This window comes from Bacillus sp. J33 (genome assembly GCF_000518885.1).
In the GTDB taxonomy this organism is placed as follows: Bacteria; Bacillota; Bacilli; order Bacillales; family Cytobacillaceae; genus Cytobacillus.
Window position 1 is genome coordinate 1 of the sequence record NZ_JAEL01000018.1, and the last position, 17,043, is coordinate 17,043.

Below are 17,043 nucleotides of genomic sequence, written 5' to 3' on the forward strand. Positions count from 1 at the left end.
TCTTTCCCAAAGGCTGTTCAGTATAGGCTCTTGCTTCATCGAATGTCATTTCTAAATACTTATAGACAGTCGGTCTTGAGATCTTAAGCTCCTTAGCGATTTGTGCTACTTTAAACTTTCTCTTATGTAATTCCTGAATCTTTATATATAACACTAACTTCTCCTCCAAAATCCTAACCTCCAGTAAAATAACGTCACGATCTATTTTACTAAAGTAGTAGGTTGATTGAGCAAAAGTGTAAAATCTTATCGAGCAAAAAGTGTCAACTTTATTCTAGCGTTTACAGTTGAATTCACTTCGGCTGAGACATCGGAGGTATTAATAAGTAATAAAAATATCATACTAATAAAAGCAAAAATCTTTTTCATGCTTCACTCCCCGTTATTTTTATATAGTATTATTGCATTATTTATTTTCCAATTATAACATATTATCTTACCTTGCTTTTTGGTATTTTAAAAATACTAAAAAAAGCATTGAATCCACATATAGGATTCAATGCTTTTTTAGCACATTTTTAGCTTCTCTTTATACTTTCTAATGTATATTCGAGGCCAGTACGAAGATCCACTTCTGGTTTCCAGTTTAGCTCTTTAATGGTCTCTCCGTTAGACAAAATACTGTGCTTTATATCTCCCTTTCTTTCAGGGCCATAAATAGGTTCTTTGCTATAAGAAGATAACTCAGCCATAATTTTATAAAGCTCGTTAACACTTACTTTTTCTTCTCTGGAAACATTAAGTATTCTGTTATCCCCACTCTTTAAAGCCTTAACATTTGCCTGTGCAACATCTTTTACATAAACAAAATCTCTAGTTTGCTCTCCATCTCCGTCGATTGTCAGTTCTTCCTGACTGGAGATTTTATCAGCAAATATAGCTACCACTCCGCCTTCACCTTTTGCGTCCTGCCTAGGACCATAGACATTCGCATACCTTAAAATGGTGTAGTCCATGCCGTGCAGCTTTTTAAACATCCTCAAATAGCGCTCCACAGCGTATTTTGACACTCCATACGGTGCTAAAGGCTCTACTTCATGATGGATATCAACAGGCAGATAATTAGGAGTTCCATACACAGCAGCACTTGAAGCAAAAATTAATTTTCGGACATTATGCTTCACTGCATTTTCAATTACATTTAAAGAGCCGCGTATATTAATTTCTTCATCCTGCATTATATCCACTACTGATTCCGATACACTAACCTGCGCTGCCTGATGGATGACATACTGAGGCTTATGCTTAGCAAATATCCCGGTAAGCTTTTTATCTAAAATAGACATTTCATAAAATTTCACTTTACTTATATCTATATTATTAATATTTCCGGTCCTAAGATTGTCCACAACGATGACTTCAAATCCTTGGTCGATCAGCAAATCAACGATATGGGAACCAATAAAGCCGCATCCACCTGTTACTAACACTGTCTCCATTTTTACACCTACTTTTTTCTTTCAATAAACTCATTATATAGAATGGGAACTCTAAATTCTACTACGATTCGTTACATATCAGCATACCATTAGTGCGATAACTGTCAAAATTTATTAATACCACTAATTTATATTTTATGTTTCAATTATAACTGCTTATTATGACAAATTATATTTTATCAGGTTACATTTTAATTATTTTTATACATTAGTCTTGAAAGAATAACCAACATATTTATGAAAATTCAGCAGATGAAATATAGAAATAGAACTATTGATTTATATGGATCTTTTGTAACAAAAAACAAAAGCTTATCGTCTATATTTATATAGAGTAAGACTTACCTCCTAAATTAATCACTATTCTATTTAAAATTTGGTATTCATTTGAATATAATTCTGTTATTCTATATTTTATGATGTAACTTTTTGTCAATTTATGTGGAGGGAACAGCAATGAGGTCTGAAAATAAAAAGAAAAAAAGAACCTGGCTTAGGGTAATGGGTATTTTGGTCCTATTAATCTTAATCGGTACAGGAGTATATGGCTACACAGTATACAAATCATTAACTACTGCAGTAGAAACCATGCATGAGCCAATAAAGAGGGAAAAATCCGAGAAGCGTACAGAACAAGTCACGCTCGAAAAGAAAGAACCGTTCTCTGTTTTAATCCTCGGTGTAGATGAACGTGAAGGAGACCGTGGTCGGTCTGACTCAATGATTGTTTTGACAGTCAATCCTAACCAAAATTCTGTAAAAATGCTGAGTATTCCAAGAGATACCAGAACAGAAATTATTGGAAAAGGATTTGATGATAAGATCAACCATGCTTATGCGTTTGGCGGGATCGAAATGTCAATGAATACAGTAGAAAACTTCCTGGACATTCCTATTGATTATTATATGCAAATCAATATGGAGGGATTTAAAGACATCGTTGATGCTGTTGGCGGTGTTACAGTCAATAATGACCTGGACTTTACCTATAAAGGAGTGCATTTTACGGAAGGGCAGTTAAAGTTAAATGGAGAAAAGGCTCTAAAGTTTTCCCGGATGAGATATGAGGATCCACGAGGAGATTTCGGCCGCCAGCTAAGGCAACGCGAGGTTATACAAGGAGTACTTAAAGAAGGTGCTAGCTTATCTTCATTAACCAACTTTGATGAGATTTTCCGCGCTCTTGGCAATAATATAAAAACGAATCTAAAGTTTAATGAAATGGTAGAAATACAGAAAAACTACAGGGCAGCTGCCAAATCTGTAGAACAAATGTCCGTTAAAGGGGCAGGTACAAAAATTGATAAAATTTATTATTTAATAGTTTCTAATGAAGAAAAACAACGTGTACAGAATGAGTTAAAATCACATTTAGAAATAAATTAAATAACCATTACTAGTTCCATTTTTAAAAGTATTATTTAAATTCTTAAAGTAAACAACTTTAAATTACTTTTACTTTAATCATTGAAACCCTTCATTGAATTAAAAGGAAGTACACAAATTATATTATTAAAAATAAACAGTGGAGAAAACCTCTCCACTGTTTTTAATTTTGGCTAGCCCCAAACGCCTCTGGTGCCTGATCTATCTTACCGTAATAGTGTAATATAGCTTTAACTATTCTGTTGGAGGCATTGCCATCTCCATAAGGGTTAGAAGCCATAGCCATCTTTTCATACTCCTCCCGATTAGTCAATAATTCTTTTGCTAACTTATAGATATTCTCTTCCTCTGTACCAGCAAGCTTTAATGTACCTGCTTCAATTCCTTCAGGCCTTTCAGTGGTATTTCTAAGTACTAGTACTGGGACACCTAAAGAAGGAGCTTCTTCTTGTACACCACCAGAATCGGTTAATATAACATACGCCCTTGATGCTAAGTTATGGAAATCAATTACTCCTAAAGGATCAATCATGTGGATTCTAGAATTTCCCCCTAGGATTTCATTCGCTACTTCTCGGACTGCAGGGTTTAAGTGTACTGGATAAACGACCTGGACATCATTGTGTTCATTTACCAATTGTTTAATCGCCTTAAACATATTTCTCATCGGTTCCCCTAGGTTTTCACGACGATGCGCAGTAAGCAGAATCATTTTGTCATTACCTAGCTTTTCTAATATTGGATGACTGTAATTCTTTGAAACTGTTGTATTTAAAGCGTCTATTGCTGTATTACCTGTAACAAATATAGTTTCGGGTCTTTTATTTTCACTTAATAAGTTTTGCCGGGACTTAATTGTCGGTGCAAAGTGCAAATCAGCAATTACACCTGTTAGCTGCCGGTTCATTTCTTCAGGAAAAGGTGAGTACTTATTATAAGTACGTAAGCCAGCTTCAACATGCCCTACAGCAACTTGATTATATAAAGCAGCTAAACTAGCAACAAATGTTGTAGAAGTATCACCATGAACAAGAACAAGATCAGGTACAACTTCTTTCATTATTTGGTCTAACCCCTCCAAAGCTCTTACCGTGACTCCTGTTAATGTTTGGCGTTCCTTCATAATGTTAAGATCAAAATTTGGTTCTACATTAAATACATCTAATACTTGGTCTAGCATTTGCCTATGTTGTGCTGTAACAGTTACAATCGAATCGATTTGATCAGGATATTTCTCTAATTCTAAAACTAAAGGAGCCATTTTAATAGCCTCAGGTCTCGTTCCGAATATTGTCATTACTTTTATTTTACGATCCACTAATAAGTCCACTCCTCTAAATAGGTACCCCTTATTGGGTGGTTATAGAAAAAGTTGTTTTTTCTTCTACTAGATCAACAACTATATTAAATTCTTCCGTTTTATAAAAATAATATTGGCTATCACTAGAAATAAATGTAGCATGCTCTCTAAGTCTGTACCATTCATCCCTTTTAGTGTCAATATTACTTACAGTAATTGATTTTGTAATACCCTTTAAATTAGTTTTATATTGCGTATTATAGCCACTATAGTTTAAAATGATTTCTCCGCTATTTGAGATTTCTTCATTTGTAAGTCCTCTTACCTTAGTCTTTACTTCATCCGTTTCTGTATTAAGGAATGTAAAAAAGTACTCAAAGGCATTGGAAAAACTTTCGGGAAATAATGGCAAGAAATCAACAATCCCAACATTAACAATTGGCAGGTCATTTTCCATGAGTTTTATTTTATATTTATGTGTAAACCCCGAACTATCATTTACTCTGATTTTATATATTTCATTATTTATTTGTTCTTCCACATAAACCTCATTACCAAAAGATACTTTACTAATTTTTTCTGTTAAGCTAAAGTCTGAGTAGATGTCAGCATGTCCTGTAAAGACAATTCCCTTTTTCTTTATATCTTTTAAAATAACATCGATTTTTTTATTTTCATTAGTTGCTTCTTCTTTATTTTGTTCCATTTCTTTAGAACTAAAATAATTTTCAATGCTTTGTACAGGTTTTATACCAAACATTAGAGAAGCACTAAGGGCAACACCAAGGAGAAGTAAGAAAAACTGAAATACTAAGGTACCACTCCCTTTTTTCACCTTTTTATCTCTGGTCACTTTCCTAGTGGCGCTCTTATACAGATTTTCATTATCCTCTCTATATTGGTTGCCTAACATTTCTTTTCTATATTTTTTCTTCTCCTGTTCACTTAGTTTATTAAACCATTGTATAAATTCCTTATACTCTTTAATAACTTGACTTGTTTGAGCAATCATCTCTACTTTTCCAAAATGAACCCAAATTACCCGATCACAAAATGACTCAATTTGGGAAAGTGAATGGCTAATAAAAATAATTGTTTTGCCTTGACTCTTAAACTCATTAATTTTTACAAGACATTTTTCATAAAATGTTTGGTCACCTACTGAAAGTGCTTCATCAATTATTAAGATATCAGGGTTGGTGTGAATAGAAATAGCAAAACCTAACCGCGATTTCATCCCACTTGAGTAATTTTTTACTGGCTGACCAATAAACTTACCAATATCAGCAAATTCAATAATATCGGAAGTTAACCTGCTAATTTCTTCTTTTTTTAATCCATGCATTAAACATTTTAATTCAATATTTTCTAACCCTGTCAATTGGTTGTTAAGTCCGGCTGATATAGCTATCAAAGAGGTTTCCCCATTTATTTTTATAGTACCAGATGTAGGAGGGATAATCTGAGCGAGCAAATTTGATAAGGTAGATTTGCCGGATCCATTAAGACCTACAATACCTATTGCTTCACCTTCATAAATTTCAAAAGACAAGTTATTAAGAGCAAAAAAATTATCTTTACTTTTATTGAAAGAAATAATCTCCATTAACTTTTCAGACTGTTTTTTATATAAGTTAAAGCTTTTAGAAACATTATAAAAAGCTATTTTCGGCCTCATAAGATAAGCCTCCAATTAAATGTAATCAACAAATTTATGGCGAAATTTCAAATGAATAGTTGATCCAATAAATAATATCAATATGCTGATAAACCAAAAATATAAACTATATTGAAAATCATGAAAAAACCATTTACCACCCAGCAAAGAGTTTCGGAACCCTTCAATTATATAGAAGAAAGGGTTTAATTTAAGGATATTGACAAATACATCAGGCAATGTATTAACATTCCAAAGAACAGGAAGCATATACAACATAATTCTCATGATTGATTGAACCATAGATTGAATATCCCTAATAATAGTTGTAAGTGTTGATAGCAATATAGTTAATCCAAATAACAAAAAATACAATGCAAATAAATAATAAGGCAACTGTAACAAATAAATCCCTGGAAAGAATCCATAAAGCATTAAAATGACCATTGCTATGAATAACATGAATATAAACGAGAATGAATTAGATACAATTTTTATTGATGGTAATACACTTACAGGAAACTTCATTTTTGAAACTAAATTGATATTGGAATAAATGCTGTTTGATGCCTGTGTGATAGTAGGGGCTATAAAAAGCCAGGGAATTAGTGCAACTATCAGCCACAGGAAAAATGGGGTCTCTCCTACAGGAGATCCCCCTCTTATTCCAAGTCCAAATACAAACCAATAGATTGTTATCTGTATTATTGGATTTAGCATTTGCCAAAATGCACCTAAATAATGCATTTTGTATTTACTTTTCTCTTCATAAAGACCCAGCCTAAATATAAGGTTTAGATTAAGAAGCTGTTCCTTTAAGACTTGCCAAATTAAAGTCATACAAGGCTTGCTTCCTTTTTTAGATACTCATGAAGATTTCCATAGTTAATGTAGTCAACCCCATCTGCCACACTCTTGACAACATTCTTTGTATCAAAAATTCTTATGTTATTCATGCCCGTTAAATTCGCTGCTTCTAAGTTCTTAAATTCATTATGATCAGAAAGAACAACAATGAGGTCAGAACCATTTACTGCTTTTTCCATTTCATTTATTACCCAATCTAATTGAACATGTGGGTCAAACGCTCTAACTTCAAAGTTATTTTGCTCTTGAAGAAGTTCTAAAATCTCTATTGCTGGACTTTCACGAATATCATCAACATTACCTTTATAAGTTAAGCCAAAGACAGTAATTATTTTGCCCTCAACATTCTCCATTAATTTATTAATATTTTCAACCACATAGTGCGGCATCGATGTATTAATAGACCGTGAAAGATTAATTAACTGAGCTGTTTCAGGAGCCTTGGCTACAATAAAGTATGGGTCAACTGCTAAACAATGTCCTCCCACTCCTGGACCCGGGGTATGCAAGTTAACACGTGGATGCTTGTTTGCCATATCAATAACATCTAATGCATTAATTTCTAGCTTATTACAAACTTTAGCTAGCTCATTAGCTAAGGCAATATTAACATCTCTAAAAGTATTCTCCATCAGTTTAGACATTTCTGCTGTTTTTGCATTTGTTTTAATAATTTCACCTTTAACAAAGGTACTATAAACTAATACACCAGCTTCAGTACACTCCGGAGTAATCCCCCCAACAATACGATTATTATAAATAAGCTCATGCATAATTTGACCAGGAAGTACTCTTTCAGGACAGTGAACAAGGAATACGTCCTTACCTACGACAAAACCCGCTTGTTCCACTAAAGGTTTAACAACATCGTCCATACTTCGTGGCCCAATCGTTGACTCGACGATAATGACATTTCCTTTTTCAACATAAGGCAATACTGAATTTACTGCATTAACTACATATGTAAGATCACAAGATTTATACTGATCATTATGATTTGGCGTAGGAACAGAGATTATAAAGGCATTAGCTATTTCTGGCTGTAAAGAAGCTTTAAAAGTGCCCATTTCAATTACTTCCTCAAGAGCTTCCTGTAAACCTGGTTCTTCAATATGAATCTTACCGCTGTTTAGTGAATCAATTACTTCCTGTTTAACATCTACTCCGACGACTTCAACATTGTGTTTTGCGAACATGATGGAAGTTGGTAAGCCAATATACCCTAAGCCTACTGTGCAAATTTTCAATTTAGTTCCTCCTAATAATTTGACTATTTTATTTACTATTTATCGAGTGAGCTAATTTATCAATTACTATTTTCCGGAATATATTTGTAGCTTCTTTAACATTACCTAACTCTGATTTGTAATTAAGCGGATATCCACTTAGAATACTGTTTTTCTCGTATATTCCCCAAATTTTTGTTCCACTTCCAAGATAATCACTTAGTTTAGAAGGGAGATAAGGGTTTATTGACTTATACTTTTTGGTATTTGCATCATTAACTACTAAACAATCAAATTTAGTTGTTAAATTAAGAAACTCATTATAGTTAACATATGGATTAACATTTATATATTTTTCAATTATACTTCCTTTTAACTCCTTCTGAAGATCAGTTGGGTTAGCAGTGAAAATATGGAGCCTTGTATTATTTCTGTGCTCCTCATTCAAATTTTCCAGCCCTCTAAATAAATCCTTTAAATTTCTGGTTTTATAAAAATTACCAAAATATGCAATATTAACTTTACTTGAATCTAAAACATATTTGCTCTTATTAATTTTGTAATAATCCAATTCCAAAGTTGGATGAGGAGAAATAACTGCTTTATCTTTTATAATACTTCTAACTTCCTTAATAGGAAAATTATCAATCATATATTTTAATTGATTTTCATTGGTAAAGATAAGTTCCTCGGCAAAAATATAGGGCAAATATTCACACCAAAGAAACAAATTGGAATCACTAACATACGGTAGTTTATAATTCTTTCTAATCAACTTGTTAGCCTTCTTAACAAATGATCTATCTTCAATATTGGCCTCTCTCTTTTTGCCATGAATATCAAGTAGTATTGGATCTGAGAACTCCGCTACCCATCTTACCCTCGGATTAAGTAATTTATAATGGTAAGCAAGAAAATGAGAACCTGGCCACATTGCCCTGCTATAGATTTCTTTATAATTTTTTGATTTATTAATTTTATTAATCCCTAATTTACAGAAATCTTCAATTGCCTCCCAATTTGAAAAACTAGGATAAGATGGTACTTCTATCCTTTCATCAATAAGGTCATCAACCATAGTGTTTAGTTCTAGGTCTTTCTCCCTTACCTTATCCATTTTATTGTAAACCACATCCACGGTGGAGTTCATATTACGGAGTCTTTTCGCCATTACATTTCCACTTGTATCTACATACGGTGGGAAGCAATAAGAGATAATTAATTTTGAGCCTAATCCCCTGTTCATTATTAAGAATGGGAAATAAGAAAAACACCGTTTTTTTATCTCCTTGATAACTAATTCCTTTTCATTTAAATTCTCTTTAATATATCTATTAATAAATGTTGTCTGTGCATTTATTTTCTGCTTAATAAACGTTTGTTTTTTAATATCAGAAGTGTTACTTAGAAAACTATCTAACCTTTTAATTACATCTAGCCTTTGATTTACATAAAACTCAAATGTCATAGATTGTCTAGATACAGAATTACTACGTAATACTCTATAATAGATAACCTTCTTATCAATAGGTATTACCTTAAATTTCAAATCATTATTCACAATAAGTTCAACAAAAAATACGATATCTTCACCACTTCTTAAAGTAGGATCATATTTTAAATTCTTCAAGCATTTTGTTGGTATCAATTTGCAAGCATTTATAGTAGCGACCATATTTAATGAGGCATAATCATTATTCTCATTTTTCTCTACATTGATTATTTGTTTATTAATAGGATTATTATTTTCTATTTGTCCCTTCTCGTCCACATCAACAATTTGTGAGACAACTACAGCATCAGAACTCGCATAATTATACATTGCTTCTAAATAGTTATCTGAAAGATAATCATCGTCATCTAAAAATAAAGTATATTCTCTTAATGCGTATTGTATCCCGACATTCCTGGCTGATGAAGCACTTGCTTTAGATGAATACAATAGGATAATATTATTCATCCCAGTTTTGTTTATAAAGTCATTCACTATGGATTGGGTAGAATCTTTTTCACCATTAATAACTATAATAATATCAAACAAATCATTTTCTAGAGTTTGTCTATACAAGGAATTCAGACATTTAAGTATTACTTTCTCTCCCCTATATGTGGGTATAACAATACTAACTCCTACTTTAAAAACAGATTTATTATTTGGAACGTCACTTTTGGATAACGAAGGAATAATTGTATTTTGAATTTGCTTCTTTAACTCTGAAATCTCTTTTATTCTTGCTAAAATTTCTTCCTTCTTCATTCAATATTACTCCTTTAAAACTCATTTAGAGTATTTTCGTCTAAGCTGCCAGTATTTTAAGGTAAAAGAACCAAGTTTCGAATTCTTCAAAGCCAAGTATCTTCTTTCTAAAGTACTTATTTTATTTTCTAACTTTTTAATAGAAATTTCATAATTACTTAATTTTTCTTTTTCCTTTAGGCTATTTTGAAGCACGTTTTCTTCACTTTCTAAACTAGAAAGTAACTCGTTTTTTAAGGTATCTACCTGCTTTGTTAACTGTAAAATCATGTTATCTTTTTCTTTAATTTTTAGTAATAAACCCTCAGTCTTTTCGTTATTAACTTGATCGATTTCTTGTTTATTTGTTATTTTTGATTTCAATTCATTAATACTACTATGAAGTTGTTTTATCACATTCAACTCTTCATTTTGCATTTTTAAATCTTCAACTTGTTTGCTTTTACTGACTATTTCATCAGTTATTGTATTGATATTAGATTGGAGAGTCCTTAACTGTTGTTTAAGGTTTAGGATATCTTTTTCTTTTTCTAAAAATTGTTTTTCAAAGGTTTCAAGATAACGACGGTGTTGATTATCAATATTTGTGGTTAAATATTTCAACTCTATGTTTTGTTCTTTAATTTGTTCTAATAACTTTCTGTTTGTTGCTTTTTCTTCATTAATTTCTTCAACTCTTAAATGGTTTAAATCATTAAGTTCATTAATTTTGTAATTTAAGGTCTTTATTTGGTCATCACGTTGTGAGACTTGATTCTTTAAATTCCCAATATACTCTCTATGTTGATTTTGTAACCTGTTTATATAATCATTTTTGTCACGAATATTTTGTTGAAAGTTCTCAATTCTGTTCAGTAACTCTCTTTCAACAATATAAAACGCCTTTTCTAACCTTTTAATTGTTTCCTGGCTAAAAGAATTACCTTTTGAAAAGGATTCTTTTTCTTTATTCTTCTTACAAATAACACCTACCCATTTACCAAGATATTCAATTTCCTCTATTGAGAAGTGCGTTGATAATTGTTCAAACAAATCTAAAAAATAATATGTTCGTTTATGATCAAAGTAGTCATTTATACCAAAAGGAACTGTCACAACCAAACGCCCATCTTCAATTAGGTGTTTTTTTATCTTACATAAAAAGCTGTAGGGGTCTGAAATATGTTCCAAAACTTCAGTTAACAAAATTGTCTCATATGAAACATCTAGCTCCTGATCAGTCATAAAATTGGATATCTTGAAAGTGACATTTTCCTGCACTGTTGTATGTTCATTTCGCAAGTCTAAATTAGCATATTCAATTGACTCCCTAGCAATATCTATTGCATCGACCTGTTTACCTTCCCGGCCTAAAATTATAGGTACTATTCCTTGGGAACATCCAACATCTAAAACCTTGCTTCCCTTAACATTGTTTACAATCCAGTTAATTCTCTCCCTGGTTTTTTTACTGAAATCCTCTCCCATATTTCCTTTATAGGCTTCTGTTATTCTATCCAAAGGCCTTTTAATATCGGTGTTCATGTACATCACCCTCAAGCATAAAAATTTTAAAACAATCATTTAATCATTTTGCTTTTAATAAACATCCCTGTAAATATTTAGTAATTCTTGCTTCTCAGTTTCCCAGTTATATTTATTTCTTGCAATAGAGCAATTTTTACTAATTTCATTTCTTACGTCAGGATTTTCAAGTAAATAGTTTACAGCCCGAGCGATAGATTTATAATCATGTGAGTCTACGCATATTCCAGTTCTCTCATCCTCTACCACTCTCTTAATTTCCGGAAAATCACAAGCTACAACTGGTACTCCAGACATCATGTATTCAAATAATTTATTAGACGATGCAGAATAATGATTGAAACAAACATTGTTCAACACTTGAAACCCTAAATATGCATTCCTTGTATACTTAGGAAGTTCACTTAAATGTACTTTTGGTATAAATCTGACTTTTTCTTGCAGCCCCATCTCATTAACCATTTTTATCAGTTGTGGCTTAATCTTGCCGTCCCCAATTAAAACAAGCGTTCCTTCTTTGAACTTCGGTGCTGCCTGAATTAATTTATCTAACCCTCTTCCTATTTGAATGCCACCCTGATATAGCAAAATCTTTTCATTTGCTGGCAGATTAAGCATCTCGTGTATACTTACTTTTTCACTTGAATTTGAAATCTGCTTAAATGGGTAATTATGAACTACGTTTGGATAAAAGCCATATAAATCTTCGTTATATTTAGCTCTGGTATGATTCTCAACAATCATAGAATCAATTCTTTTTACAAGAAATCCCTCTAAACGCCCATAAATCGGGCCATCATATCCTGTTCGGCTTGTTTGTACCTCATGTGAATCATATATAAGTTTTTTTCTATTAATTCGCCACTTCGCACAGATGTAACCTTGCGGAAGCGTATTTAGGTCATTTGAATGGTAGATACTATATTTTTTTGAGAATCCTCGAAGTATCATCCTTAAAATAACATTTCCCTTGATAATAATTCCTTTTAATTTCGTTTTTAGAATTAGTAAAATAAGTATTGTAGCTGGCATAAAAATAACAGGCAGATACAAACACAACAAGAGCCATAAAATTAAAGATAGAGCTCCTATAGCCTTATATTTAAAAAAGGCCCGATATAATCTTTGAAGTGCTATTAGAGTTACCGGATATCTCCTCACTCTATATATGTGAAAGTTTTCACTTCTTTCTTCGATATAAGGCATTTCCTTGTCTTTCGGGTCATGTATACATACAAGATCAACATCATAACCATTTTCAGAAAGTGCTGTGCACTCCCTTAGTACTCTGGCATCATTGGTAAAATGATTCCAGACAAACATGCAAACTTTTTTATTCATTATTCTTAAACCTCTATTATTTAGTTAGAATGACTTTCAATAATTTCTTCTAATTTAATTATATTTTTCTCCCAAAGAAAGCTTTCACGAATTGACTTCTCACAATTGTTGGACATTTCGCTACTAAGCTGGGGATCTTTAAGCAAATACTCTATATGCTTTAAAATTTCATCAACATCCCTGGTTTCTGATACTAAACCAACTTTATTTTGTTCTATCACCTTTTTCGAATATCCAGAAACTGAGGCAACGATTGGAATTTTACATGTCATGTAGTCAACAACTTTTCCAGGTAAAACTGTATCAAATACTTCCTTGTTATTAAGGCTTACAATTCCTACATGATGGCGGGATATGGTATCCAGACATTCTTTTCTTGTTAGCGGTGAATGCAATGTGACATTCTTAAGTTCCTCCTGCTGGATGTACTCTATTAATTCCTTACTCTTTATCCCATATCCAATAATAGTAAGTTCTATATTTTTCTGACTTAACTTTTTAGCTAGTTGTTTAAAGAATTCAATATTTTGCGCAAGTCCAATATTCCCAGTATAAATTACTTTTGCCTTCCCGGTTGAACTAGGGTTTCTGTTAATCTCAGTCTCCTTTGCAGCATTGGGGATATAGCTGATTTTCCCAAAAGGAATGGATGCCTTATCATGTATATAATCCATGAAGCCCATACTATTAACGATTATATGGTCTGCTTTCTTGTATAAAAACTTTTCAACCTCGCTAAATATTTTTATAATAAAAGTGTTATTAAAAATACCAACACCTTTTAATGACTCGGGCCATAAATCCCTAATATCTAACAGAAAATGGCATCTGAATTTGACTTTAGCAAGAAATCCTACTATTGCGATGAAGATGGGCGGGGACGTAGCAAACACAATGTCGTAATTTCCCTTATCTTTCAGAATTCTTATATATAGCTTTATTGCTACTTCTACATAAAAAAACAGCCTATTCAATATGCTTCTAGAATATTTTCTATTAGTCACCTGAATTCGGCTTATTTTCGAAGTGTTATCCTCAATAGATGGATCATCCCAAAAGTTACTTTGCTCATATATTTTCATATTAGGGTAAGCTGGATCGCTTGTGATAACTGATACTTCGTATCCTTTTTTTGATAATAATTGATAGATATTCTTAATTCTATTTCCTGCACTACCAATTTCGGGATAGAAATGCTGTGAGATAATTAGGACCTTCTTTTTCACCCTCTATCCTCCTAATTGTGTAGAACCCATTAAAATACAGACCAAAATTCCCTATTTTTTAACATAATTCTACATCATTTTATTATTACATTTATGACTTTTTAATTACAATTATCGAGATTCACTTAAAAAGTCAATCAGACTATGTATTTTCACTTTACAATTATATTACAAAATTCTACATAAAAAAACAGTTTGTGTAAATACTTAGGACGATTTCACTAATATTAATTAAACTTTTTAATATGAAACCAAAAATTTTATTATTAGATAGAATAAATAATTTAGTTGAAATGAAAAATAATTCTTTTATAGCATTAGTAACCCCGTTTCACTTTATGCCTTTCCAGAGAAAGAATTTCCACAGAATCCTTTCTCTGGTGCAAGTTTACATAGTATTTATATTTGGGGTTTTTTAACAAAATATAGTGATTGCTTCACAGAATATCCAGTTTGATCTATCTTATTTTACCAAGTAAGGAAAAACACCTTTCCCCACTGAACCTTCTCCTCCCAAAATCGTATAGCTTTTCGAATTTCCTATCTCTATTATTTTTTGGGCGGATGTAGGGAGTTCGTCTCTCTTTGTTAAAAGAATGGTTGTTTTGTCGAATGCCATCAGGACAGATCCTGTTAACGCGTCTGAGAAAGTTGTTCCTGTTGCAATATATAAATGCTCTGCTGCAGGAAAGTACAGGCTTTTAATATTGGCTGCTACTTCATAACGGTCTTTGCCGCCAATCCTCATAGGAGAAGATAACTGATTATAAACAACCGGTTTGACGCTTGCTTCTCCGCCAACAACAATTGTCTCCTCGACAGGATGCTTTACTAGAAGAGCTTTTATGTTTTCGGGCAGTTTATCTGGCCGTGTGAGAAGAATGGGATATCCTTTTTCGGCAGCATAGGGAGCAATTGCAAGGGCATCCGGAAAGTTCAATCCATTGGCTATAATTACTTTTTGATACGTGCCCATCATCTCAGCAATATTTTCAGCCACTACAAAACGATTTTTTCCATCAATTCTGCTTGTTTTAATTCCCAATTTTTTCAGCTCTAATCGAATATTTTCAGAAATGCTTCCTGTTCCGCCAATTAACACAGCTTCCTTTGGCTTCAATCTTTTAATTTCCTCCATGGTTATAAAATGAAGCTTATTTGAAGTAGTTAAAAGAATTGGAGCATTGTATTTGTACGCTAACGGAGAAGCTGCTAAAGCATCCGCAAATGCCTGATTATTAACTATAAAAACAGTATTGGAGGTTTCCCATCTTTCCCTTGAAGTATTTGCAGCTACCTCAAAACGGTCTTTCCCTCCAATTCTTTTGGCATTGACGATAGGTTGGACCAGCCCAAACCCATATAAGGGATCCTTCCCTTGGGCACCTAGATCCTTGGCACTTTCTCTCATCTTACTCCTGATCCATGAGCTTGAGGCAGCTGGAAACATTTCCTTCAACAATGCCAATTTACCGGAAACGAAGGCTGCAGCCATTGAAGTTCCGTCATAATATGCGTATTGGTTATTGAGTACAGTGCTCTCTATACTTACTCCAGGCGCAGAAAATTCTATTCCATCCCCTGTAGCTGAAAAAACTCCCCTGGCATTTGATTTATCGACTGCTGCCACCCCAATAACCGATTGATACTTTGCGGGATAAGATATCGTATCGCCCTCTCCATCCATTTTCCCATTATTCCCTCCTGCTCCTACAACAAGAATGCCTGAAGCTTCAGCTTTATCAACTGCATACTTTAAGGCCTCAGAATGCCCATTTATTACAAGGCTAAGATTTATAATATCCATTTTGTTTTTTATGGCCCAGTCAATACCCTTAATAATATTTGATAAAGACCCGGTGCCTGTTTTGTCCAGAACCTTAACAGCATACAACTGTGAACCCGGAGCAACTCCAACAATTCCTATTTCATTATTGCCTGCACCTATTATTCCCGCTACATGCGTTCCATGTCCGTTATCATCATGGTATGAGCTTGTATAGCCAGAAAACGATGTGCCGCCTGCAATAGATAAATCCGCATGTGGAGAGATCCCTGTATCAAGAACAGCGACTTTAACCCCTTTTCCGCTGAAATTTAGGTCCCAGGCACTTGGTGATTTGATTGATTTAACTCCCCAGCCTAGTACCTGGCCACCTACTTTTGCTTCCAATTCCTTTTCAGCACTTTTTATAGCTGAATTTTGCTTTAATTCATTTAGTCCAGTCTTATCAAAGGAAACCTTTAAGGCTGGTATATTGTCAAACTCTGCTAGAATAGTACCTCCAGCACTCAATATTATCTCTTTCTCTACTTTTTCATGGAAGAGAACAATTAACTCAATTCTTTCTGATTCACCATTTACTTTATGATTGCATATTGGCCCAATAAAGAATGACACAAAAATCAGAGCAGCTATAATAGATTTAATTTTACTCAACTCCCTCTTATCTCTCTTAATAGTTGAAACTATTATATTATGAAAGATTAGATGCTTTAACTTTTATTATCTCTATGGAGTAAAAAAACCCAAAACTTTTGGGCCTCCCGTAACATTATTTACCTTTCAACTTTATTTTAATTCTTGTTAAAAATACACTCTCCAACTTAAATGCCCTATTAATCTCACTGGCGATATTCCAAAACTAGCTATAAAGCCTTCTAGCATGTATCTTAATATTATTTTACAACTACACTTTAAAAGTAAATGGAAATCTTCCTACGGGCAATCAGGAGCAGGGGCCAAATAAAAATATCAAATTGGTTCATGTTGCTTTTATTACAAGACTATTGTATTCGAATACAATTCTCCAAAATTTT

The 17,043-nt window shown here is 32.9% G+C and carries 12 protein-coding genes; 1 reads left to right on the forward strand and 11 read right to left on the reverse strand.

Annotation, left to right across the window (positions count from 1 at the left end; all coding sequences use genetic code 11):
- Positions 1 to 154, reverse strand: a 154-nt coding sequence (locus tag L634_RS32560) for a helix-turn-helix domain-containing protein (RefSeq protein ID WP_157452374.1), incomplete at its 3' end; no start/stop codon positions are given.
- A gap of 364 nt (positions 155 to 518) precedes the next feature.
- Positions 519 to 1,439 carry an NAD-dependent epimerase/dehydratase family protein gene (locus tag L634_RS0107680; RefSeq protein WP_026581952.1) on the reverse strand — a complete coding sequence of 307 codons (921 nt, stop codon included), beginning with the start codon at positions 1,437 to 1,439 and terminating at the stop codon, positions 519 to 521.
- A 456-nt stretch (positions 1,440 to 1,895) separates the two neighbouring features.
- On the opposite strand from L634_RS0107680, the gene tagU reads away from it, so the two are divergent.
- Positions 1,896 to 2,825, forward strand: coding sequence for a polyisoprenyl-teichoic acid--peptidoglycan teichoic acid transferase TagU (tagU, locus tag L634_RS0107685; RefSeq protein ID WP_026581953.1), 930 nt, complete (start codon positions 1,896 to 1,898; stop codon positions 2,823 to 2,825).
- Between the two features lie 163 nt (positions 2,826 to 2,988).
- Here tagU and wecB read toward each other — a convergent pair whose 3' ends face one another.
- The 9 genes from wecB to L634_RS32215 form a co-directional block, all read right to left on the reverse strand.
- Complete coding sequence (gene wecB / locus L634_RS0107690; RefSeq protein ID WP_026581954.1) at positions 2,989 to 4,143, reverse strand: non-hydrolyzing UDP-N-acetylglucosamine 2-epimerase; 1,155 nt, start codon at positions 4,141 to 4,143, stop codon at positions 2,989 to 2,991.
- A 31-nt stretch (positions 4,144 to 4,174) separates the two neighbouring features.
- On the reverse strand, positions 4,175 to 5,803 hold the full coding sequence (locus tag L634_RS30765) for an ATP-binding cassette domain-containing protein (RefSeq protein ID WP_051428280.1): 1,629 nt from the start codon (positions 5,801 to 5,803) through the stop codon (positions 4,175 to 4,177).
- 15 nt (positions 5,804 to 5,818) lie between these two features.
- Positions 5,819 to 6,622 carry an ABC transporter permease gene (locus L634_RS0107700; protein ID WP_026581955.1) on the reverse strand — a complete coding sequence of 268 codons (804 nt, stop codon included), beginning with the start codon at positions 6,620 to 6,622 and terminating at the stop codon, positions 5,819 to 5,821.
- Positions 6,619 to 7,896 (reverse strand): nucleotide sugar dehydrogenase, encoded by a 1,278-nt coding sequence (locus L634_RS0107705; protein WP_026581956.1) that lies wholly within the window; start codon positions 7,894 to 7,896, stop codon positions 6,619 to 6,621. The genes L634_RS0107700 and L634_RS0107705 overlap by 4 nt, the downstream gene beginning before the upstream one ends.
- Before the next feature lie 28 nt (positions 7,897 to 7,924).
- Complete coding sequence (locus tag L634_RS0107710; RefSeq protein ID WP_026581957.1) at positions 7,925 to 10,132, reverse strand: glycosyltransferase; 2,208 nt, start codon at positions 10,130 to 10,132, stop codon at positions 7,925 to 7,927.
- A 21-nt stretch (positions 10,133 to 10,153) separates the two neighbouring features.
- Complete coding sequence (locus L634_RS32210) at positions 10,154 to 11,656, reverse strand: methyltransferase domain-containing protein (RefSeq protein ID WP_051428281.1); 1,503 nt, start codon at positions 11,654 to 11,656, stop codon at positions 10,154 to 10,156.
- A 54-nt stretch (positions 11,657 to 11,710) separates the two neighbouring features.
- Entirely contained in the window at positions 11,711 to 13,000 is a 1,290-nt protein-coding gene (locus L634_RS0107720) for a glycosyltransferase (RefSeq protein WP_157452372.1), read from the reverse strand.
- Between the two features lie 17 nt (positions 13,001 to 13,017).
- On the reverse strand, positions 13,018 to 14,223 hold the full coding sequence (locus L634_RS0107725) for a glycosyltransferase family 4 protein (RefSeq protein ID WP_026581959.1): 1,206 nt from the start codon (positions 14,221 to 14,223) through the stop codon (positions 13,018 to 13,020).
- Positions 14,224 to 14,686: 463 nt separating this feature from the next.
- Positions 14,687 to 16,663, reverse strand: coding sequence for a S8 family serine peptidase (locus L634_RS32215; protein ID WP_051428282.1), 1,977 nt, complete (start codon positions 16,661 to 16,663; stop codon positions 14,687 to 14,689).
- Positions 16,664 to 17,043: the final 380 nt, after the last annotated feature.

What these genes read in the sequence shown, in the direction of transcription:
- L634_RS0107710 (WP_026581957.1), bottom strand. Translation starts at nt 10,132, where the DNA reads ATGAAGAAGGAAGAAATTTTAGCAAGAATAAAAGAGATTTCAGAGTTA.
- L634_RS0107700 (WP_026581955.1), bottom strand. Translation starts at nt 6,622, where the DNA reads ATGACTTTAATTTGGCAAGTCTTAAAGGAACAGCTTCTTAATCTAAAC.
- tagU (WP_026581953.1), top strand. Translation starts at nt 1,896, where the DNA reads ATGAGGTCTGAAAATAAAAAGAAAAAAAGAACCTGGCTTAGGGTAATG.
- L634_RS32210 (WP_051428281.1), bottom strand. Translation starts at nt 11,656, where the DNA reads ATGAACACCGATATTAAAAGGCCTTTGGATAGAATAACAGAAGCCTAT.
- L634_RS30765 (WP_051428280.1), bottom strand. Translation starts at nt 5,803, where the DNA reads ATGAGGCCGAAAATAGCTTTTTATAATGTTTCTAAAAGCTTTAACTTA.
- L634_RS0107680 (WP_026581952.1), bottom strand. Translation starts at nt 1,439, where the DNA reads ATGGAGACAGTGTTAGTAACAGGTGGATGCGGCTTTATTGGTTCCCAT.